The sequence below is a fragment of the Niveispirillum sp. genome, from assembly GCF_017996735.1.
Taxonomy (GTDB): Bacteria; Pseudomonadota; Alphaproteobacteria; order Azospirillales; family Azospirillaceae; genus Niveispirillum.
Map to the genome: position 1 here is coordinate 1 of NZ_JAGOGJ010000116.1, position 20,642 is coordinate 20,642.

Genomic DNA, 20,642 nt, shown 5'->3' on the forward strand with positions numbered 1-20,642 from the left:
CCCCATATTCTGGGGCGCGCCTGAACTGGTGGAAGGGGCTGGATTCGAACCAGCGTACGCTATGCGGGCAGATTTACAGTCTGCTGCCTTTAACCACTCGGCCACCCTTCCGCGGTGCCGTTCTCGGCCAGCGGCCTGAACGGAGTGCGGGTTATAAGGATTAAATCGGGTCTGTCAACGCCAATCTGACATGCGTCTTCATTCTTTCTATCCGCTGGCGGAAATCCTGGGTTTGAACGAAAGTGCGTGGATGAGAAACCGACCCCCCTCCCCTAAATCCGGTCGCCCCGGTGGCAAAGGCGGCGCCAGCGGTAGCGGCGCCGGACGCCCCGGCGGCCGTTCCCCGTCCCGCGATGCCCGTCGCGATGACGATAATCCCCGCGCGGCCCGCGGCCCCAAGGCCGGCGGCAAGCCCGGCTTTGCCAAGCCCGCCCGCGATGGCGACGCGCGGCCCCCGCGCGGCCCCCGCCGTGAAGAGGATACGCGCGGTGCGCGCACGGGCGGCGACAGCCGGCCGGCGCGTGGCCCGCGTCCCGAACGGCGCGATGATCGCCGCGACGAGCGGCGGGACGACCGGCGCCCGGCGCCCGGCCAGGACAGGGGTGCGACCGAACGCCGCCGCCCGATGAGTGCGGCAGAGGAGTTGGGCCTGGAATCCACACCCCTGCGCGCCACCACCGGCCCGGCACTGAACAAGCACAATCTGCTGTATGGCGTGCATGCGGTATCGGCCGCCTGGACCAATCCACGGCGGCGCATCCGCGACCTGTTCGTCACCGAATCGGGCCTGGAAGCGCTGGAAGAATCCTTCCAGAAGGCCTCCGACGCCGAACTGGACCGGCCCGAGCCGCGTCTGGTGGAGAAGGAGGAGATCGACAAGCTGCTGCCGCCCGGCGCCGTGCACCAGGGCGTGGCGCTCTCCTGCGCGCCGCTGGCAGAGGTGGAGATTGAGGATATTGTCGATGCCGCCGCCGACGATCCGCTGGCCCTGGTGGTCGTACTGGATCAGGTGACCGACCCGCATAATGTCGGCGCCGTGCTGCGCTCGGCCGCCGCCTTTGGCGCCAAGGCCGTGATCGTGCAGGACCGCCACGCCCCGCCCGTCACCGGCACCCTGGCCAAGACGGCCTCGGGCGCGGTAGAGGCGGTGCCGCTGGTGCGCGTCACCAATCTGGCCCGCGCCATCGATCAGTTGAAGGCTGCCAGCTTCTGGACCGTCGCATTGGCCGAATCGGGTGCCCGCCACCTGCATGAGGTCGATCTGTCCGGCCGCACCGCCCTGATTCTGGGCTCCGAAGGCGATGGCATCCGCCGCCTGACGGGGGAGCGCAGCGACGAAATCGCCAAATTACCCACGGGTGGCCCTGTCGGCAGCCTGAATGTTTCCACGGCAGCCGCCGTGGCCCTTTACGAAGTTGCGCGGCGGCGCTAATGTCGCCGCCCGTTCGCCGGAGGGTGCCCCCCTCCGGCAACCCTGCCTGGATCGCCGGCTTAGCTCAGTGGTAGAGCAACCGCCTTGTAAGCGGTAGGTCGTCAGTTCAATCCTGACAGCCGGCACCAGTTGCTCCCCCATGTTGCTGCGGCAACCGGGATGGCTTGATCACGCAATCGCGCACCCGACATCAACGCTGCCGTCTCATCTGTTGACAGCACCCCCTGTCTCCTGCCATTGATATAGGAATAAATTCCAAAACACCGCCCGGCCGCATCCTGCGCGCCGGGCTTTTTTTGTTCTCGCATTCCGCGACCGGCCTTGGCGTGGAAGCGGGAATGGCAGTGAAGGAGCGATGTCCATGCCCAATCCATTTGACCGACCGTAATATGGGCTATGACAGTTTCCGGGATCAGGAAAACTGGGCGCGGCAGGTTCGCATCATGCCATCCGGCGAAGCCCCCCTTCTGACCCCTTATGATCTTATCGGCATGACGCCAGTCATTGGGGATGGGTTGTCGGTCATTGAAACAGGAAAGGCGCTTTATGATGGGGACTATGGCGCCGCCGCGGCGAATGCGATCGGTATTCTGCCGTTTGTTCCAAGTGCCGCCGGAAAACTCGCCAAACGTGCAGATGTCACCGATCTTGCTCAGAAGAAGGTATTCATCTATGATGCACCCACGGTTCGGCAACGGCCTTTCACAGAGGATTACCCTCATGGAAACCAAAATTTACCGGACCACGATGAAGGCCGCACGCTCCATGCAGATCGTGAAGGAAGACCCCTCACTGCACCCGTCGTGGCTGGACGACGGATCGTGGGACCGGATGAAAGAATCGATACGGAAACAATGGCAACAGTTGCGGAAGGACTCACAGGACGCCCAATAGAACTGACAGCGGACCGAAATCGTATTGGATCAGATGCTGGACGCTACGTACGCTACGGTGAAGAAAAGGCCATCCGTATTGACCCCAATCTCGGCGACAAAGTTGGACCGCGTGTTGTCGCGCACGAAGTAGGTCACGCTATAGACGATATTGCCGGAACCATCCCAACCGACGGGTTGGTCAAAAAACTTGAAGCCGTGTACAATACCCTCAACAACCCACAAAAGCACGGCCCTCCGGTGAAGCCTCAGCATATGGGATACAAGGGCGACGACATCAAACGCGAGTTGATGACGGAAGCGATCCGGGCCTATCTGACCAACCCGAATTACCTGAAAACGGTCGCCCCCAAGACAGCCGCTCGCATCCGTGAATATGCGAATACCAACCCCAAGATCAGCAAGTTTGTTCAGTTCAACACCTTGACACCGCTGGGCCTGGGCGTTGCCACCTCACCACCGACCGAAAGTTGATCGGTTCGCTGCGTCTACCCCTGCACTGTACTGTCCCAAGGAGCTGAAACAAGAGAAGTTGCAGGGTAGCTCAGCCCGTCGGCCAGCCCTGGTCAGCGGGCAGACACCCCAGCCCTTGCGCGCCTGCGCCCGCCGCACTAGCGTGGCGGCACCAATAAAGCTCGCGGGAGCCAGAAAGTGTCTGTCAGCAATTCCACTGCCCTTTACCAGGGCGACGCCACCCTGGCCGATCTGTTGCGCGCCGACGGGATTGACCGGTCGGTTTCGTCCATCCGGGACCTGATTGCCGGAGTCAATGCCGCACCCGATGGGGAACTGCCCGATGCCTGGCTGGACCTTGTTTCGGCCCGCCGATCGGACGCGACGTCGGAACAGTTGACGGCCCTGCGCGCCACCATCGACCGCCCCGCTGATCCGGCCACGGGCGACCATGCCGCCCGGCTGACGGCCCTTCGCGCCGAGTTGAAGCGCCGGGGACTGGACGGGTTCGTGGTGCCGCGCGCCGATGAATATCAGGGCGAATATGTGCCCCTGCGCGGCAGCCGTCTGGCCTGGATCAGCGGTTTCACCGGGTCGGCCGGGGCGGTCGTCGTGCTGCTGGACAAGGCCGGCCTCTTCATCGATGGCCGCTACACGATCCAGGCGCGCCAGGAGGTCTCCCCCAGCCTGTTCAGCTATCATCACCTGATCGAGGAATTCCACGGCGACTGGGCGGCGGCCAACCTGCCGGCCGGATCCCGCCTGGGCTTTGACCCCTGGATGCATACGGGCGCCTGGGCCGACAAGATGCGCGCCAGCCTGACACCGGCGGGTGTGGAACTGGTGGCGACCGAGGGCAGTCCGGTGGACGCCGTCTGGACCGATCAGCCGCCGGCGCCGCTGGGCGTCGTCACTATCCAGCCCTTGTCGGCCGCCGGCCGGTCGGCCAGCGACAAGCGGGCCGACATTGCCGAGGCGCTGGCCAAACTGAAGGCCGATGCCGCCGTGCTGACCCAGCCGGACAGCATCGCCTGGCTGTTGAATGTGCGCGGGGCCGATGTGCCCTGCACGCCGCTGCCCCTGTCCTTTGCCACCATCCGCGCCGACGGCAATGTCGACTGGTTCGTGGATCGCCGCAAGCTGGCGCCAGGTCTGGAGGAACATCTGGGCAATCAGGTCGCCATCCGTGCCCCCGACGAACTGGCCGCCGCCCTGGATGCCCTGGGGGCCGAAGGCGCCAAGGTGCGGCTGGATGGGGGTACCGCCGCCCTGTGGGTCGTGGACCGTCTGGCCGGGGCCGGGGCCCGGCTGGACCAGGGCGGTGATCCCTGCGTTCTGCCCAAGGCCGTGAAGAACCAGACGGAGATCGAAGGCGCCCGGGCCGCGCATCGCCGCGACGGTGCCGCGCTGGTGCGGTTCCTGCGCTGGTTCGATGTCGAAGCGCCGAAGGGTGGGCTGGACGAACTGACCGTGGTGGCGACGCTGCACAAGGCCCGCCAGGGGGCCGCCGATTTCCGCGGCCCCAGTTTCGAGACGATCAGCGGGGCCGGCCCCAACGGCGCCATCGTGCATTACCGCGCCACGGAGGCCACCAACCGCCGCATCGAGAATAACAGCGTCTTCCTGCTGGATAGCGGCGGGCAATATCTGGACGGCACCACCGACATTACCCGCACGCTGGCCGTCGGCGATGTGGGGCCGCAGGCCCGCCGGCATTTCACCCTGGTGCTGAAGGGCCATATCGCGCTGAACCGCGCCCGCTTCCCCGCCGGGACCGCCGGCAGCCAGCTTGATACCCTGGCGCGGCAGTTCCTGTGGCAGCAGGGCCTGGATTACGACCATGGCACGGGCCACGGCATCGGTTCCTATCTGTCGGTGCATGAGGGGCCGCAGCGCATCGGCAAACAACTGAACAGCGTCACCCTGCTGCCCGGCATGATCCTGTCGAACGAGCCGGGTTATTATCTGGCCGGTTCCTACGGCCTGCGGATGGAGAACCTGGAACTGGTGGTGCCGGTGGCCATTCCGGGGGCAGAACGGCCCATGCTGGGCTTTGAGACGCTGACCCTCTGCCCCATCGACCGCCGCATGGTGGATCGCGACCTGCTGACCGCAGACGAGCGTGACTGGCTGAACGCCTATCACGCCCGCGTCAGGGCCGAACTGACCCCGCTGGTCTCAGGCGGGGATCTCGCCTGGCTGGAGCAGGCAACGGCGCCGTTGCTGTAATCGGTGGCGTCGCCTGCGCACTGGTCCTGGCGCAGGCGACGCCCGTCAGCCCTTGGCTGTATAGGGCGCTTCCAGCCCTGCCGTGACATAATCGATGACGCGATTGGCCACGGCATCCAGATCGTCAAGCTGACACAGGCCACCCGACAGCGTTTCCAGACGCTTCATGTCGGTATAGAGCGAATGCTGCACGCCCATGGCGAAATGCAGCCGCCAATAGACTTCATGCTGCGGCAAATGCGGCAGGGCGCGGGCCAGCGACAGGGCGAAGCGCTGCAAATGCCCCACTTCCTTGTCCAGCATCTCCCGCGCTTCCGCCGGTCCATCCCCCCGGGCGAAGGCCACGAACTGATTGTAAAGGGCCAGACGGGTGGAGGTGAAGGAATAGCGGATGGCCGGTAGGACCAGGGCCGCCACGATGTCGCGCACGGGCGGCGTAGCACCGCCGGCCTTCTCCTCCGCCTCCCGCAGCAGACGGGCGCGGGCGCGGTTCAACTCGATGGCGCCGCGCCGGAACAGGGCGATCAGCAGCGCATCCTTGGACCCGAAATGGTAATTCACGGCGGCCAGATTGACGCCCGCCGCCTGCGTCAGTTCGCGTAGCGACACCGCCGAATAGCTTTTTTCCGCAAACAGCTTCTCGGCAGCGTCCAGGATCACCTCCTTGGTATCCTGGCGCCCGCCCGATGCTTCCGCCTCGGCGGCGTTGTCAGCCCCTGACTTCATCCCGTTTGTCCCCAGTGCAACCCTGAACGGCCCCCGTTTACGGGGCATTGCATGGCCGTATCAAACGGCTGTTCACAGCTTATCGGGCCTGTAAGCCCGCGCCAACCATCCTGTAACACCATATTCCAACATAGCTGACGTTACGGAAGGTCCGTGACCTGCATGCATTGACTAAAACACTTGTTTGAATTTAGCATGGTGTCAAGACAATCACGGCACCATCGCCGGTGCCGGCACAGGGGGAAGGCCAAATGACCCAATTGCCCGTCCGTTACGACCGCCAAGGCGCGGTCGGCGTTGTCACCGTGGACAGCCCGCCCGTCAACGCCCTGTCCCAGGCTGTGCGCCAGGGTATCGTGGACCGGGTGACCGAAGGGTTCAACGATCCGGCCGTGACCGCGCTGGTCATCGTCGGTGCTGGCCGCACCTTCATCGCGGGTGCCGATATCGCGGAATTCCTGAGCGGCGGGATGGGCGAGCCGGATCTGAACGATCTGAACGCCCTGATCGAATCGGGGCCGAAGCCGGTGATCGCCGCCCTGCACGGCACCGCGCTGGGCGGTGGGCTGGAAGTGGCCTTGTCCTGCCATTACCGCGTCGCCGTGGCCAAGGCGCAGGTGGGGCTACCGGAAGTGAAGCTGGGCATCCTGCCCGGCGGCGGCGGCACACAGCGCCTGTCGCGGCTGGTCGGCGCAAAAACCGCCATCGAGATGATCACCACCGGCACTTTCCTGCCGGCGTCCAAGGCCCTGGCGCTGGGCATCATCGATCATGTCGGCGACGGGGCGGACCCGCTGGCCGTGGCGCTGGCCTTCGCCGCCACCCTGCCCGCCGGCCCGCACAAGCGCACCCGCGACCGGGAGGACGGTCTGGCTGCCGACCGGGGCAGCGCGGTGTTCGATGAGGCGCGGGCCGCCCTGGCCAAGTCCGCCCGCAACCAGTTCGCGCCCCAGCGCTGCGTCGATGCGGTGGAAGCTGCCTTCACCCTGCCCTTCGACGAGGGGCTGAAGCGCGAACGGGAATTGTTCATGGAATGCATGGCGCATGATCAGGCCAAGGCCTTGATCCATGTGTTCTTCGCCGAACGCGCCATTTCAAAGATCCCCGACGTGCCGCCCAGCGTGCCCGTGCGCAAGATCGCGCAGGTGGCCGTGCTGGGCAGCGGCACCATGGGCGGCGGCATCGCCATGAACTTCGCCAATGCCGGCATCCCCGTCCGGCTGCTGGACCTGGATCAGGCGGCCCTGGACCGGGGCATCGGCGTCATCACCAAGAATTACGCGGGCACCGTCGCCAAGGGCAAGCTGGCCCAGGCGGAGATGGACAAGCGCCTGTCCCTGATCCGGCCCACCACCGATTATGCTGACCTGGCCGACGCCGACCTGATCGTTGAGGCGGTGTTCGAGGATGCAGACGTCAAGGCCAAGGTCTTCCGCCGCCTGGATGAGGTGGCGAAGCCGGGCGCCATCCTGGCGTCGAACACCTCCACGCTCGACCTGGACGCCATCGCCGCCCACACGAAGCGCCCGGCCGACGTGATCGGCATGCATTTCTTCAGCCCGGCCAATGTGATGAAGCTGCTGGAGGTGGTGCGCGGCAAGCACACGGCCCCCGACGTCATCGCCACCGCCATGGCCGTGGGCAAGCAGATCGGCAAGGTCAGCGTGCTGGTCGGGAATTGCGACGGCTTCGTCGGCAACCGCATGGTGCAATATTACGCGACCGAGGCGCAGCGCCTGGTGATCGAGGGGGCGTCCATCGAACAGGTGGACAAGGCCGCCCTTGATTTCGGGCTGGCCATGGGCCCCTTCGCCATGGGCGATCTGGCCGGGCTGGACGTCATGGGCTTCATCCGCGCCCGCCGCGTGGCTGCCGGCCTGATCTATGGCACGCCCCTGTCCGACCGGATCGACCCAGCCCGCAAGGGGCAGAAGAACGGCCGTGGCTGGTACCGGTATGAGCCCGGCAACCGCACCCCCCTGCCCGACCCGGAAGTGACGGCCGTGGTCGACGCCTATCGCGCCGAACGCGGCATCACACCCCGCGCCATCTCCAGCGAAGAGATCGGCAAGCGCCTGATCTATTCGCTGGTGAATGAAGGGGCCAAGATCCTTGAGGAGGGGATGGCGCTGCGGGCCGGCGATATCGACATCGTCTATATCTATGGCTACGGCTTCCCCGCCTGGCGCGGCGGCCCCATGAAGTTCGCGGAACTGTCGGGGCTGGACAATGTCCTGGCCGACATCACCCGCTATCACGCCGACGCCGTGGCGGCCGGCGATGCCGATGGCGCCTATTGGGAACCGGCCCCGCTGCTGCGGCGGCTGGTGGCGGAGGGGAAGAAAGGCTTCGCGTAAGCATCACTTTGCCGAAGCCCTCACCCCTCTCCTGAATGAAAGCCCCCATCATGACCGCCATCTTTGAAATGTCCCCCCGCGCCCGTGACCTGCATGAGCGGGTGACCGCGTTCATGGACGCCCATGTCTACCCCAACGAAAAGGCGCTCTCCGCCCAGGTGGCCGAGGGGCCAACCCGGTGGAAGCCGCTGCCCCTGCTGGAGGAACTGAAGGAGAAGGCACGTCAGGCCGGTCTCTGGAACCTGTTCCTGCCGGAGTCGGACCTGGGCGCCGGCCTGACCAACCTGGAATATGCGCCCCTGTGCGAGATCATGGGCCGCAGCCATTGGGCGCCGGAAGTGTTCAACTGCTCCGCGCCCGATACCGGCAACATGGAGGTGCTGGTCCGCTATGGCACGCAGGAGCATAAGGAACGCTGGCTGAAGCCGCTGCTGGCCGGTGAAATCCGCTCCGCCTTTGCCATGACTGAGCCGGCGGTGGCCTCTTCCGACGCCACCAACATCGCCACGAGCATCGTCCGCGACGGCGATGATTATGTGATCAATGGCCGCAAATGGTGGATCAGTGGGGCCAGCGACACACGCTGCAAGATCATGATCGTCATGGGCAAGACGGACCCGGACAATGCCGACCGGCATCACCAGCAATCCATGATCCTGGTCCCCACCGACACACCCGGCGTCACGGTCAAGCGGCCCCTGCCCGTCTTCGGCTATGACGACGCGCCCCACGGCCATTCGGAAGTGCTGTTCGAGAATGTGCGCGTGCCGGCGACAAACATCCTGCTGGGCGAGGGACGCGGGTTCGAGATCGCGCAGGGCCGCCTGGGGCCGGGCCGCATCCATCACTGCATGCGCCTGATCGGCGCGTCGGAGCGCGCGCTGGAACTGATGTGCCGGCGGTTGACCAGCCGCGTGGCCTTTGGCAAGCCCATCGCGGCCCAGAGCATCTGGCTGGAACGTGTCGCCGACGCCCGCATCTCCATCGATCAGGCCCGGCTGCTGACGCTACAGGCCGCGCATATGATGGACACGGTCGGCAACAAGGTGGCCAAGGCCCAGATCGCCATGATCAAGGTCGTGGCCCCCAATGTCGCCTGCAAGGTGATCGACATGGCCATCCAGGCCCACGGCGGCGGCGGTGTCTGTGACGATTTCCCGCTGGCCTGGGCTTATGCCAATGCCCGCACCCTGCGTCTGGCCGATGGCCCGGACGAGGTCCATCGCAACCAGATCGGCAAGATGGAACTGGGCAAGTACCGGGGTTAACACCAGGAGCCATGGAGCATGGCGCTTGGTATGTGCACTCGCCCTCCAGCGCCGGGCGCCGCCATCTGGCGGCGCTGGCGATTGAAGCCCAGTGATCGGTGGCGATCACTGGGACGCGGTATAGGCAATCCCGAACCATCCGGCATCGCGGGCGGCATCCAGCCGTCCCGCGATGTGGTTCCACAGCGCCGGGCAGCCCGCCGCGATGGGCGGGCCGACACGGGCCACCACCTGTTCGTAGCGGACCCCGTTCTCCCGCCAGCTTTGCCCGTCACTGGCGAGGTTCAGCAGCACAGGCGCGGCACGGTCCATGGCCTGGGCGAACCGGGCCTCCCGGCTTGTCCCCGCTTCGAATTCCCGCCACAGGTCCAGCAGCGGCGCACCCTGCCCATCGGGCAGCAGGCCCAGGATGCGGGCCACCGCCTGTTCCTCCGCCACCTTGCGGTCCTGGCGCCCCGCTTCGATGAAGAACAGCGTGTCGCCGGTATCAATCTCCCCGATATCATGAACCAGCAGCATGCGGATCACCCGGTCCATGTCCGTGCCGGGCTCGGCATGGGGCGCCAGGGACAGGGCCAGCATGGCCAGGTGCCAGCTATGTTCGGCTGAATTCTCATATCTGTCCTGGCCCAGCGGCTTCACCTTGCGTGTCACCGCCTTCAGCCGGTCCAGTTCCAGTACGAACGCCACCACCTGTTCCATCACACCCGTCCAAACAACCCGAAAGACCGGCAGGATAGGGGGGCGCATGCCTGTCCGAAACCGGCTATGGTTCGGGACTGTGCGGACATTTTTGTCCGTAATGGAAGGTGATCATGGATCGGTTCGGGGGCATCCACCTGTTCATGCAGGCGGCGGACACGCGCAGCTTCGTGGAAGCGGGGCGCCTGTCGGGCGTATCGGCCTCTGCCGTGGGCAAGGCCGTGGCCCGGCTGGAGGAACGGTTGGGCGTGCGCCTGTTCCACCGATCCACCCGCAGCATCACCCTGACACCGGAAGGGCGGCAGTTCCTGGACCATTGCCAGCGTATCCAGGCGGAAATGGCGGCGGCCGAAGAAGCCTTGTCCGGTAGCCGCCACACGCCGCGCGGCCCCCTGCGCATCGGGATTCCGGCGGTGGCGGAGGCCTTGCTGCTGCCAGCCCTGGCCGGCTTCATGCACACCCATCCCGAGATCAGGATGGAGATCGACGCCAGCGACCGTCTGGTCGATATCATCGAGGAAGGGTACGACGCCGTCATCCGCACCGGCGCGCCGGCCGATTCGCGTCTGATGGCCAGGGGCCTGGGCCAATTCCGCCATTGCGTGGTCGCCAGCCCCGGCTATCTGTCGCAACGGGGCCGGCCCTTGGTGCCGGAAGATCTGCACGGGCATGCCTGTCTGCACCACCGCCATCCCGTCACCGGCAAGCCGGAACCCTGGCCCTTCCATCGCGGGGAAAGCGGTCTGGTCATCGACCTGCCCGTCACCGCCCTGGCCGCCACGGCCACGGCCCGCGCCTTTCTGGCGGCGGACGGGCTGGGTATCGCCTGTGTGCCGGATTTTGTGGCCCGGCCCTGGCTGGGGGATGGAAGGCTGGTGGAAATTCTGGCCGATCACATGCGGCCCGCCGGACGCATTCATCTGCTTTGGCCCGCCGGGCGCAACCTGTCGCCCCGTATCCGCGCCTTCATCGACCATATGGCCCGGCACGTCGATCTGGCCGGGGCATGAAAGGCGAAGCGTTTTCAGCTTGTCATGGCCCCGAAATATATGTGTGCTGAAGGCATATTTTTCATAAAGGCGCCGGCAAACGGCGTGGGGGAGGAGGGTGCATGCGGTGGCTGACCATGCTGCTGCTGTCACTGGCGATGCTGGCACCGGCCATGGTCCGGGCGGAGGATCAGCGTGTCCGCACCTATCGCGTCGAGCATAACGCGTCGCCTGCCGGGCATAATGTCCGCTCCTTCTATCTGGACCTGATCGAGAAGGTCCTGATGGAAACCTCGGCCGAATTCGGCCCCGCGCGGTTGCAGAATGTGCCGGAGGATGTGCCCCAGGCGCGGTTGCTGGCGCAGTTGGCGCATAACCGGCTGGACCTGTTATGGACCACGACCAACCGTCTACGCGAAGGATTGGTGACGCCCATCCATATCCCGCTGGACATGGGGCTGACCGGGCAGCGCGCCCTGGTGATCCGGGCCGACCGCAAGGCCGAATTCGACAAGATCACCAAGCTGGAACAATTGTCGCAAATGAAGGCCTGCCAGGGCGCCTATTGGCCCGACACGGTCGTGCTGCGCGCCGCCGGCCTGCGCGTGGTGGAATTCGACTGGATCGATATGGCCTATCCCGGCCTGTATGACGGGCGCTGCGACTATCTTCCCCGCGCCCTGAACGAGATCGACGGGGAAGTGGCATCCATCGGGGATAAGGGCGTCATCGTCTATGACCGGCTTTTGCTGTCCTATGCCCTGCCCATGTATCTGTTCGTGGCCCCCGCGCAGACCGAGCTTGCCCGCCGCATGCAGACGGGCCTGGAAAAGATGGTGGCCAGCGGTGAGTTGCGCCGTTTCATGGAAAGCCATCCATCGACATCGATGATCTTTCCCCTGACCCGGTTTCAGGGTGCCCGCATCTTCCACCTGGCCAACCCGGACCTGCCGGAAGAGACGCCTCTGGATGACAAGCGCCTGTGGCTGGATGTGGAGACGGAGGCCAACCCACGACCAAAGTCGTGAGGGCCAGCCCCCCGGTTGCGGGTCGGCCTGTGCCGGGTTACTGTCGATCATGGCGGAAAGCCCACCACCCGGAACCTGGGAAATCCCCGGCAAAACCGGGGGTAACATCAGGGGAGGGATGGACGGATGCGGCGACGCACGGCCAGTTTCAACCACAGCGCTGGGGAGGGCCGCCATGCGCGTGCGTAGCCCCCAGGACATGGTGGGCGGCATCGCCCTCATTCTTCTTTCTATCCTGGCCTTCAGCCAGATCGGCGATCTGAAATTCGGGACCGCATCGCGCATGGGGCCGGGATATTTCCCCACCGTGCTGGCGGGCCTGACCGGCCTGATGGGCCTGATCATCGCCGGCCGGTCCCTGGCCCTGGACGGGCCGCCGCTGGACCGGCTGCACTGGCGTCAGGCGCTGCCCATCCTGGGGGCCATCCTGGCCTTCGGTCTGGCCATCCGGCCGCTGGGCCTCGTCATTGCCTCGGCCTTGCTGTTCGGTATCGCGGCCTTCGGGTCCAGCGACACGAAATGGCGGGAACTGCTGGTGGTCAGCACAGCCCTGATCCTGTTTGCGGTCGGGCTGTTCGTGCTGGCCCTTGGTCTGCCCTTCCCCCTCTGGCCGAGGTTCTGATCCATGGAGAATGTCTTTTCCAACCTCGCCATGGGGTTCGGGGCGGCGGCCACCCCCATCAATCTGGGCCTCTGCTTTATCGGTGCGCTGGTCGGCACGCTGATCGGCGTGCTGCCGGGGCTGGGTCCCATTGCCACCATCGCCATCCTGCTGCCCATCACCTTCTATCTGGACCCGCTGGGCGCGCTGATCATGCTGGCCGGCATCTATTACGGGGCCCAGTATGGCGGCAGTACCACGGCCATCCTGGTCAACATGCCGGGTGAGACCTCATCCGTCGTCACCACGCTGGACGGGCACCAGATGGCGCGCAAGGGGCGGGCCGGGCCGGCGCTGGCCATCGCGGCGCTGGGCTCCTTCTTCGCGGGCTGCGTCGCCACCTTCGTGGTCGCCCTGTTCGGCCCGCTGCTGGCCGCCTTTGCCCAGAATTTCGGGCCGCCGGAATATTTCGCGCTGATGCTGGTCGGGCTGATCGGCGCCACCGTGCTGGCCAGCGGATCGGTGGTCAAGGCGGTGGCCATGATCATTGTCGGGCTGCTGCTGGGTTGTGTCGGGTCCGATATCGAATCGGGCGAACAGCGCCTGACCTTCGGCATCGCCCAGATCGCGGAGGGCATCAATTTCACCACGCTGGCCGTGGGTCTGTTCGGCGTGGCCGAAATCCTGCGCAATCTGGAAAAGACGGCAGACCGCACCGTGCTGGGCGCCAAGATCACGGGCCTGATGCCGACCTGGGCCGATATCAAACAAAGCGCCATGCCCATCCTGCGCGGCACGGGCATCGGGTCCATCCTGGGCATCCTGCCCGGCAACGGCGCCGTGCTGGCGCCCTATGCCAGCTATACCCTGGAAAAGAAGATCTCCAAGACGCCGTCGCGATTCGGCAAGGGCGCCATCGAAGGGGTGGCCGGGCCGGAAAGCGCCAATAATGCCGGCGCGCAGACCAGCTTCATCCCGCTGCTGACGCTGGGCATTCCGCCCAATGCCGTGATGGCCATGATGGTCGGCGCCATGACGATCCAGGGCATCGTTCCCGGCCCCCAGGTGATGAATGAGAACCCGACCCTGTTCTGGGGCATGATTGCCAGCATGTGGATCGGCAATGCCATGCTGGTCATCATCAACCTGCCGCTGGTCGGCGTCTGGGTACGGCTGCTGCGCGTGCCCTACCGTATCCTGTTCCCGGCCATCCTGATGTTCTGCTGCATCGGCGTCTATTCCATCAATTCTTCGGGGGTGGAGGTGATGCTGGTCGCCCTGTTCGGGGGTGTGGGTTACTTTCTGCTGAAACACGGGTTCGAACCCGCCCCCCTGCTGCTAGCCTTCGTGCTGGGTCCGCTGATGGAGGAGAATCTGCGGCGGTCCTTCCTGATCGCCCGTGGTGACCCCGCCATCTTCGTGACGCGGCCCTTGTCGGCCACGCTGCTGGTCATTGCCGTGATCCTGATCGCCATCGTGCTGCTGCCCTCTGTCCGCAAGCGGCGCGAGGAAGTGTTCCACGAGGAGGATTGACCATCCTCTCTCCATCTCTGCCCGCCCCCCATAAAGACAAAACAGGAGGATCCATGCGCTTCGCACCCATCGCCCTTGCGGCCGCTTTACTGATCGGGGCCGGCACGGCCCAGGCCCAGGATTACCCGACCCGGCCCGTCACCATGGTGGTGCCGTTCGCCGCCGGCGGCCCGACCGACACGGTCGCCCGCCTTGTCGCCCAATCGATGAGCAAGACGCTGGGCCAGCAGGTGGTGGTGGAGAATGTCGGCGGGGCCGGCGGCACCATCGGTGCGGCCCGCGTGGCCAAGGCCGATCCCGACGGCTACACCATCCTGCTGCACCATATCGGGCAGGCCACGGCCGCCACCCTGTACCGCAAGCTGCCCTATGACCCGCGGACCGATTTTGCGCCCGTGGGCCTGGTCACCGATGTGCCCATGACCATCGTGGCCAAGAAGGATTTCCCGGCCAAGGACCTGAAGGAACTGGTCGCCTATGTGAAGGCCAACCCGGACAAGGTGACGCTGGCCAATGCCGGCGTGGGCGCCGCGTCGCACCTGTGCGGCATGCTGTTCATGCAGGCGCTGGGCACGTCCCTGACCACCGTCCCCTACAAGGGCACCGGGCCGGCCATGAATGATCTGGTGGGCGGTCAGGTCGATCTGATGTGCGACCAGACCACCAACACTACGGGCCAGATCAAGGGCGGGGCCATCAAGGCCTATGCCGTGACCACGCCCACCCGCGTGCCCTCGCTGCCCGACCTGCCCACCACCAAGGAAGCGGGCCTGCCCACGGTGCAGGTCGCCGTCTGGCACGGCATCTATGCGCCTAAGGGCACGTCCGACACGGTGACGAAGAAGCTGTCCGAGGCGCTGAAAGTGGCGCTGAAGGACGATATCGTGAAGCAGCGCTTCAACGAACTGGGGACCGAGCCGGTGGCCCAGGACCGCGCGACGCCCAAGGTGCTGGGCGATTTCGTGGTGACGGAGATCGACCGCTGGAAGCCCATCATCACGGCGGCCGGCGTCTACGCGGATTGACCGTTGTAAAAAAGGGGCGGGCCACAGCGATCGCGGCCCGCCCCTTTTCCTTATTGATCCCCGTATCCATCCATGATGATCGGGTCGCCACCCAGGGCGCGCAGCATGTCGGCCACAACCGCCGTCGCCGTGTCCAGCACGGCCGGATCGGTGCAGCGCAGGACCAGGGCGGTGGAGACCTGTCCCTTGCGGAAGGCCGGGTAGGAGCCGATATCGACCGTGGGATAATCGGCCGCGATGGCGCGCAGGGTGTCGGCGAAGGTTCCCTCCGGCACAGCGGACGCGACGGACTTGGTCTTCACCACCGGCCCGCCCACCAGTCGGTCGCCGATGCCGGTCAGCATGGCCTGCATGATCACCGGCACGCCGGCCATGACAAAGACATTGCCGATCTGGAAGCCCGGCGCCGTCGATACCGGATTGTCGATCAGGATGGCGCCTTCCGGCGTATTGGCCATGCGCAGCCGCGCCTCGTTCAGCATGCCCGTGCCGGCATAATGAGCTTCCAGCCGCCGTACCGCCTCTGGATGGCGGATCAGGGGAAGGCCGAACGCCTTGGCGATACATTCCGCCGTGATGTCGTCATGAGTCGGGCCGATGCCGCCCGTGGTGAAGACATAGGTGTAGCGGGCACGCAACGCGTTCACCGCCGCCACGATCTCCGCCTCCTCGTCCGGGACGACGCGGGTTTCCCGGAACCGGATGCCCAGCGCCCCCAGATGCTTGGCGATGAAGGCCAGATTGGCATCCTGTGTGCGGCCGGACAGAATCTCGTTGCCGATGATCAGCAGGGCGGCCGTGGGGGCGGTATCGGTCATGGGCGGCTCCGGTTTCTGGGCGCGGGGATCATAGCGCCGGTGGCCCTGGTTGGCGATGGGAATGGCGGGGGGATGGATCGGTCGCCCCCTCACCCTCCCATTGGTTGGCACCAATGGGCCCCTCCCTCTCCCACTTTCGTGGGCGAGGGGCGTAATAGCTGACAATGCTCGTTTTCGCCCCTCGCCCGCTTGCGGGAGAGGGGGGCCCGCGCGCATCAGCGCGTGGGAGGGTGAGGGAGCCGCCTTATCCCAGCACCAGATCGTCGCGATGCACCATCTCGTCCCGGCCGCGGCCGATGATCAGCAAGGCGGCCGTGGGGGCGGTGTCGGTCATGGGCGGCTCCGGTTTCTGGGAGCGGGGATCATAGCGCCGGTGGCCCTGGTTGGCGATGGGAATGGCGGGGGGATGGATCGGTCGCACCCTCACCCTCCCATTGGTTGGCACCAATGGGCCCCTCCCTCTCCCACTTTCGTGGGCGAGGGGCGTAAACTATGCGTCACGATGTACCGCCCCTCGCCCGCTTGCGGGAGAGGGAGGGGCCCGCCTGCGTCAGCGGGTGGGAGGGTGAGGGAGCCGCCTTATCCCAGCACCAGATCGTCGCGATGCACCATCTCGTCCCGGCCGCGATAGCCCAGGACGGCCTCGATCTCCGCGCTGCGCCGGCCGGCAATGGCGCGGGCGTCGGTCGCGCCATAGGCCGACAGGCCGCGCCCCACAGTGCGCCCGTCTGGTCCCTGGATCAGGACCAGATCACCGCGCTCGAACTCCCCCTCCACCCCGCGCACCCCAGCAGGCAACAGGGAGCCGCCCTTCAGCAGCGCCTTCACGGCCCCGTCATCCAGGGTCAGCGTGCCCAGCGGTTTCAGGCTGCCGGCAATCCAGCGCTTGCGCGCCGTGCGCGGCTCCGCCCCCGGCACGAACCATGTGGCCAGGGCGCCCCCCTGATCCACCGGCGTCAGCAGGGCCGACAGCGGGTTGGGCCGCTTGCCCATGGCGATGGCCATGCGGCAACCGGCGGCCAGCGCGATGCGCCCGGCCACGATCTTGGTCACCATGCCGCCGCTGCTATATCCCGGCGGCGGTTCACCGGCCATGCCCACGATCTCCGGCGTGATTTCCCGGACGATGGGGATGTGCTTCGCGTCGGGGTCCTTGCGTGGATCGGCCGTGTACAGCCCGTCAATGTCGGACAGCAGGATCAGCGTATCGGCGCTGATCATCTGCGCCACGCGGGCCGCCAGACGGTCATTGTCGCCAAAGCGGATTTCGGCGGTGGCGACGGTGTCATTCTCATTGATGACGGGCACCGCCCCCAGCTTCAGCAGGGTTTCGATGGTGGCGCGGCCGTTCAGGTGGCGGCGGCGATCCTCCGTATCATCCAGGGTCAGCAGCACCTGCGCCACCGTGATCCCGTGCCGGGCCAGCGTCTCCTGATAGGCATGGGCAAGGCGGATCTGACCCGTGGCAGCGGCGGCCTGCTTTTCCTCCAGCCGCAGGGGGCGGCCCACAAGGCCCAGATGTTCACGCCCGCAGGCGACAGCGCCGGAGGTGACGATCACCACCTCCACGCCGCGCGCGCGCAGGGCGGCCACATCGTCGGCGACCGTGTCCAGCCATTCGGTCCGGATCTTGTGGGTGGCGGCATCGACCATCAGCGCCGACCCGATCTTGACGATCAGGCGCCGCGCCGAACCCAGATCCTGCGAACCCGCCAATACCGCACCCATGGCACCCATCCTGCGATCAATCCGCTCCGCTTATGCTTTTCGGCAAGCGTCGGGGTCAATGCACGAAGGAATATTGCCGCCATGCTTGATACGCGCCCTCAGGCGCCGTGCGCCATGGCATCAGCGCGCCGACAGCTTCTCCACCGCCGCCCGCAGCAGGGCGATTTCTTCCTGCTGCCGGCGCAGCAATGCCTCGACCTCGTCCGTGCGCAGCCGGTCCAGCTTTTCGTGCAGGGCCATGATCTCCAGCTCGGCCTTCAGATTGATCTCGTAATCCATGTTGGCCTGGATGCGGTCCTTCGCGGCCTGCCGGTTCTGCGACATCATGATGATGGGCGCCTGCAAGGCGGCCAGGGTGGACAGCATCAGGTTCAGCAGGATGAACGGATACGGGTCCCAGGCGAAGCCCCAGATGGCGGCGTTCAGCGCCATCCAGACAGCCATGACCAGGCCGAAACCGATGACGAAGCTCCACGACCCGCCCACCGATGCCACCCGGTCGGCCAGCCGGTCGCCGAAACTCATCGAGGCTTCGAAATCGGAATGGCTGTTGCGGGAAATGGCGCGGCGGTGGGCGATGCGGGACAGCACGCGGCGCTCCCGCTCGCTCAACACCGTCTCCCCCTGGGTCAGAAGCTGTTCGGCCAGCAGGCGGATTTCGTCGTTCATCCCTTACCCCTCCGCTTCGCCCCCACCGCCGGCCGACCATTCCTTGATCCGCGCCAGGTGGGCATAATCGGTGTATTTCGGCGCCCAGGCGGGGCGGGGCTGGCTGTGATAGGCGGTGTCCGGATCGTCGAACTGCCGGATCAGATATTCCAGACCTTCCCGCGCCTCCGCCGCCAGGGCGGCCGGGTCCTCCTTCAACACCTGGATCGTGCCGGCCGGATCACCGCCCGACAGGCGCCAATATTCAAGGCCATCGACGGGGGCCGGTTTCACATGCTCGAACCCGCCACCGGCCGCGATCAGCGCTTCCAGCGGCAATTGCGGGGCCTTGCCCAGGCGCACCTCCTTACCGGTGGGTGGTGTGCCTGTTTTATAGTCAATCAGGATCAACCCACCCGTGGGCGTGCGGTCGATGCGGTCGGCCTTGGCCGTCAGGATGAAGGGACCGCCGGGGCCTTGCAGGGTGATGCGGCCCGTCACCTCCGTGGCCAGGGGCTTCACCGTGCGCCGCCGCTCCGCCTCCTGCGTCACGAACCATTCGGCCACCTTCTCGAAACGCGGCCACCAGAAAGCGGCCACACCCGGCTGATCCAACAGATCGCCAAAGGCACCGCGCCCGATGGACAGCAATTCGCCCAGCGGATCGGGCGGCAGCGTGTCGGGATAGCGCTGCACGAACAGGTCCAGCGCCTTGTGGATGATCTCCCCCCGCTCCGCCGCCCCCGGATCGGCATCGATCGGGTCCAGGGCCGAGAGTTTCAGCACCTCTCCGGCATAAATGGCATAGGGGTCACGCATCCAGGTTTCGATCCGGGTGACCGACAGGCGCCGGGGCCGGGCGGAAACCGGCGGCTTCGGCGCGGGCGCGGCACAGGGCCTGACCCGTGCCGGCCGGTCCAGCGCCTGCCACAGGCCGCGCCAGTAATCGCCATCGGCCCCGATCCGCCCGCGCAGACCGGCCTTATCCAACACCGTGTCCAGGCGCAGCAGCCAGCGTGACGGCACGGTCGGCGTGCCCTCCACCCGTTCAGACCGTGTCAGGTACAGGGTCCTGGCCCCGCAGGCGGTGGCGAAATCATGCGCCGCCTGCCCCACCATACGCTCGGGCGCCGGCAGGCCGAAATCGCGGCGCATGGGGCGTGACATCCACGGGTCGGGCGGCGGCGCGGGGGGCCAGGTGCCCTCGTTCAATCCAGCCAGAACCATCACGTCAAACTGCTGCAACCGGGCCTCCATCAGGCCCAGCACATGCAGGCGCGGGTGCAGGCCGAAGGCGGAACGCACGGCCTTGCCGGCGATCAGCACCTCCATCAGACCGGCGTAATCCTTGCCGCCCAGCGGGGGATAGCCATCGGCCGCATCCCGCAATTCATCGATGAACCGGGCGGCAGCCTCTCCATCCTTGTCGCGCCAGAGACGGTCGGCACCCGCCTCGCCCTCCAGTGCCGCCAGGGCCTCCGCCGCGCCGATATGCAGGCGCAGCCAGTCCGACAGGGACCGCGCCTCCCCATCCGCGACAGCAGCGGCCAGTTCGCCCATGGCGTCGTCCAGCCGGTCCACCAGCCGCAGCAGGTCGTCTGCCATGGCGGGATTGCCGATGCGGCTATGCCGGTCGGCGGCATCGGAAGCGGCGAACCGGATCGCCCGGCGCAGCCCGTCCAGGCCGGCCGGCGGGCGGGGGCCGCGCAGGATGGCGGTTTCCAGCAGACGCGCCTGCCGCCGCAGCTTGCCCGCTTCCCAGCCGGCGCCGGCCATCGGATGCTTCAGCAACGACAGCAACGGGATGGGCGCACCCTGTACCGCCGTATCCATGATCAGGCGCAGATAGGACCCGACCGGCGTCTGGGCCAGAGGGCGCCCGGCACTGTCATCGACGAGGATGTCCCAGCGGCGCAGTTCGGTGGCGACCCGGCGGGCCAGATTCCGGTCGGGCGTGACCAGCGCCGCCGTCTGTCCCGGCATTTCCAGGGCCTGACGCAGGATCAGGGCGATGATGCCCGCCTCCTCCTGCGGGGTGGTGGCATCAATGCGGGTCAGGCCGGACAGGGCCGACGGGTCCAGGTCGCCCAGATCGCGCCAGGCCTCGGTCGTGCCGGCGGGACGCAGCGCATCGGCGATAAGCGCGGTGCGGGCCGGCGGACAGGACGGGGTGACATCGGCGGCCAGGGGCCAGTCGGCCACTTGGTCGCGC

Annotated in this window: 16 protein-coding genes and 2 tRNA genes; 11 read left to right on the forward strand and 7 right to left on the reverse strand. The window is 66.4% G+C overall.

The annotated features are described in order from the left end of the window. Positions 1-26: 26 nt before the first annotated feature. Positions 27-111: transfer RNA gene (locus tag KBA48_RS25475), tRNA-Tyr, on the reverse strand. Positions 112-250: 139 nt separating this feature from the next. Between KBA48_RS25475 and rlmB the strand changes: the two genes are divergently transcribed. The 4 genes from rlmB to KBA48_RS25495 all read left to right on the forward strand — a co-directional run bounded on the left by rlmB (position 251) and on the right by KBA48_RS25495 (position 5,007). Further along, on the forward strand, positions 251-1,432 hold the full coding sequence (gene rlmB, locus KBA48_RS25480) for a 23S rRNA (guanosine(2251)-2'-O)-methyltransferase RlmB (protein ID WP_292911506.1): 1,182 nt from the start codon (positions 251-253) through the stop codon (positions 1,430-1,432). Positions 1,433-1,485: 53 nt separating this feature from the next. After that, positions 1,486-1,560 (forward strand) — tRNA-Thr (locus tag KBA48_RS25485). A 210-nt stretch (positions 1,561-1,770) separates the two neighbouring features. Next, entirely contained in the window at positions 1,771-2,799 is a 1,029-nt protein-coding gene (locus KBA48_RS25490) for a hypothetical protein (RefSeq protein WP_292911507.1), read from the forward strand. A 177-nt stretch (positions 2,800-2,976) separates the two neighbouring features. Beyond that, on the forward strand, positions 2,977-5,007 hold the full coding sequence (locus KBA48_RS25495) for an aminopeptidase P family protein (RefSeq protein ID WP_292911508.1): 2,031 nt from the start codon (positions 2,977-2,979) through the stop codon (positions 5,005-5,007). A gap of 45 nt (positions 5,008-5,052) precedes the next feature. On the opposite strand, the gene KBA48_RS25500 is transcribed toward KBA48_RS25495, so the two are convergent. Next, positions 5,053-5,733: a TetR/AcrR family transcriptional regulator gene (locus KBA48_RS25500; RefSeq protein WP_292911509.1), complete on the reverse strand. Its 681-nt coding sequence runs from the start codon at positions 5,731-5,733 to the stop codon at positions 5,053-5,055. A 251-nt stretch (positions 5,734-5,984) separates the two neighbouring features. Between KBA48_RS25500 and KBA48_RS25505 the strand changes: the two genes are divergently transcribed. Next, positions 5,985-8,090 carry a 3-hydroxyacyl-CoA dehydrogenase NAD-binding domain-containing protein gene (locus tag KBA48_RS25505; protein WP_292911510.1) on the forward strand — a complete coding sequence of 702 codons (2,106 nt, stop codon included), beginning with the start codon at positions 5,985-5,987 and terminating at the stop codon, positions 8,088-8,090. A gap of 59 nt (positions 8,091-8,149) precedes the next feature. Beyond that, complete coding sequence (locus tag KBA48_RS25510; RefSeq protein ID WP_367273878.1) at positions 8,150-9,358, forward strand: acyl-CoA dehydrogenase family protein; 1,209 nt, start codon at positions 8,150-8,152, stop codon at positions 9,356-9,358. A 105-nt stretch (positions 9,359-9,463) separates the two neighbouring features. On the opposite strand, the gene KBA48_RS25515 is transcribed toward KBA48_RS25510, so the two are convergent. After that, complete coding sequence (locus KBA48_RS25515) at positions 9,464-10,060, reverse strand: HD family hydrolase (RefSeq protein ID WP_292911512.1); 597 nt, start codon at positions 10,058-10,060, stop codon at positions 9,464-9,466. 113 nt (positions 10,061-10,173) lie between these two features. On the opposite strand from KBA48_RS25515, the gene KBA48_RS25520 reads away from it, so the two are divergent. The 5 genes from KBA48_RS25520 to KBA48_RS25540 all read left to right on the forward strand — a co-directional run bounded on the left by KBA48_RS25520 (position 10,174) and on the right by KBA48_RS25540 (position 15,236). Then, on the forward strand, positions 10,174-11,070 hold the full coding sequence (locus KBA48_RS25520) for a LysR family transcriptional regulator (protein WP_292911513.1): 897 nt from the start codon (positions 10,174-10,176) through the stop codon (positions 11,068-11,070). A gap of 101 nt (positions 11,071-11,171) precedes the next feature. Continuing rightward, the gene (locus KBA48_RS25525) at positions 11,172-12,077 is read left to right on the forward strand and encodes a transporter substrate-binding domain-containing protein (RefSeq protein ID WP_292911514.1); all 906 of its coding nucleotides are present in this window, start codon (positions 11,172-11,174) and stop codon (positions 12,075-12,077) included. A gap of 175 nt (positions 12,078-12,252) precedes the next feature. After that, positions 12,253-12,699 carry a tripartite tricarboxylate transporter TctB family protein gene (locus tag KBA48_RS25530; protein ID WP_292911515.1) on the forward strand — a complete coding sequence of 149 codons (447 nt, stop codon included), beginning with the start codon at positions 12,253-12,255 and terminating at the stop codon, positions 12,697-12,699. Between the two features lie 3 nt (positions 12,700-12,702). Further along, positions 12,703-14,211: a tripartite tricarboxylate transporter permease gene (locus KBA48_RS25535; protein ID WP_292911516.1), complete on the forward strand. Its 1,509-nt coding sequence runs from the start codon at positions 12,703-12,705 to the stop codon at positions 14,209-14,211. 53 nt (positions 14,212-14,264) lie between these two features. After that, positions 14,265-15,236 carry a tripartite tricarboxylate transporter substrate binding protein BugD gene (locus KBA48_RS25540; protein ID WP_292911517.1) on the forward strand — a complete coding sequence of 324 codons (972 nt, stop codon included), beginning with the start codon at positions 14,265-14,267 and terminating at the stop codon, positions 15,234-15,236. 50 nt (positions 15,237-15,286) lie between these two features. On the opposite strand, the gene KBA48_RS25545 is transcribed toward KBA48_RS25540, so the two are convergent. The 4 genes from KBA48_RS25545 to addB form a co-directional block, all read right to left on the reverse strand. Then, the gene (locus KBA48_RS25545; RefSeq protein ID WP_292911518.1) at positions 15,287-16,054 is read right to left on the reverse strand and encodes a molybdopterin-binding protein; all 768 of its coding nucleotides are present in this window, start codon (positions 16,052-16,054) and stop codon (positions 15,287-15,289) included. A 579-nt stretch (positions 16,055-16,633) separates the two neighbouring features. Beyond that, positions 16,634-17,782, reverse strand: a complete 1,149-nt coding sequence (gene proB, locus KBA48_RS25550; protein WP_292911519.1) for a glutamate 5-kinase — start codon at positions 17,780-17,782, stop codon at positions 16,634-16,636. A gap of 120 nt (positions 17,783-17,902) precedes the next feature. After that, positions 17,903-18,451 (reverse strand): DUF1003 domain-containing protein, encoded by a 549-nt coding sequence (locus KBA48_RS25555; RefSeq protein ID WP_292911520.1) that lies wholly within the window; start codon positions 18,449-18,451, stop codon positions 17,903-17,905. A 3-nt stretch (positions 18,452-18,454) separates the two neighbouring features. Further along, positions 18,455-20,642 (reverse strand): double-strand break repair protein AddB (gene addB / locus KBA48_RS25560; RefSeq protein ID WP_292911521.1); only part of this gene is annotated, 2,188 nt, incomplete at its 5' end.

What these genes read in the sequence shown, in the direction of transcription:
- KBA48_RS25520 (WP_292911513.1), top strand. Translation starts at nt 10,174, where the DNA reads ATGGATCGGTTCGGGGGCATCCACCTGTTCATGCAGGCGGCGGACACG.
- KBA48_RS25530 (WP_292911515.1), top strand. Translation starts at nt 12,253, where the DNA reads ATGCGCGTGCGTAGCCCCCAGGACATGGTGGGCGGCATCGCCCTCATT.
- KBA48_RS25555 (WP_292911520.1), bottom strand. Translation starts at nt 18,451, where the DNA reads ATGAACGACGAAATCCGCCTGCTGGCCGAACAGCTTCTGACCCAGGGG.
- KBA48_RS25540 (WP_292911517.1), top strand. Translation starts at nt 14,265, where the DNA reads ATGCGCTTCGCACCCATCGCCCTTGCGGCCGCTTTACTGATCGGGGCC.
- KBA48_RS25545 (WP_292911518.1), bottom strand. Translation starts at nt 16,054, where the DNA reads ATGACCGATACCGCCCCCACGGCCGCCCTGCTGATCATCGGCAACGAG.
- KBA48_RS25525 (WP_292911514.1), top strand. Translation starts at nt 11,172, where the DNA reads ATGCGGTGGCTGACCATGCTGCTGCTGTCACTGGCGATGCTGGCACCG.
- KBA48_RS25500 (WP_292911509.1), bottom strand. Translation starts at nt 5,733, where the DNA reads ATGAAGTCAGGGGCTGACAACGCCGCCGAGGCGGAAGCATCGGGCGGG.
- KBA48_RS25490 (WP_292911507.1), top strand. Translation starts at nt 1,771, where the DNA reads ATGGCAGTGAAGGAGCGATGTCCATGCCCAATCCATTTGACCGACCGT.
- rlmB (WP_292911506.1), top strand. Translation starts at nt 251, where the DNA reads ATGAGAAACCGACCCCCCTCCCCTAAATCCGGTCGCCCCGGTGGCAAA.
- KBA48_RS25535 (WP_292911516.1), top strand. Translation starts at nt 12,703, where the DNA reads ATGGAGAATGTCTTTTCCAACCTCGCCATGGGGTTCGGGGCGGCGGCC.
- KBA48_RS25515 (WP_292911512.1), bottom strand. Translation starts at nt 10,060, where the DNA reads ATGGAACAGGTGGTGGCGTTCGTACTGGAACTGGACCGGCTGAAGGCG.
- KBA48_RS25505 (WP_292911510.1), top strand. Translation starts at nt 5,985, where the DNA reads ATGACCCAATTGCCCGTCCGTTACGACCGCCAAGGCGCGGTCGGCGTT.
- proB (WP_292911519.1), bottom strand. Translation starts at nt 17,782, where the DNA reads ATGGGTGCGGTATTGGCGGGTTCGCAGGATCTGGGTTCGGCGCGGCGC.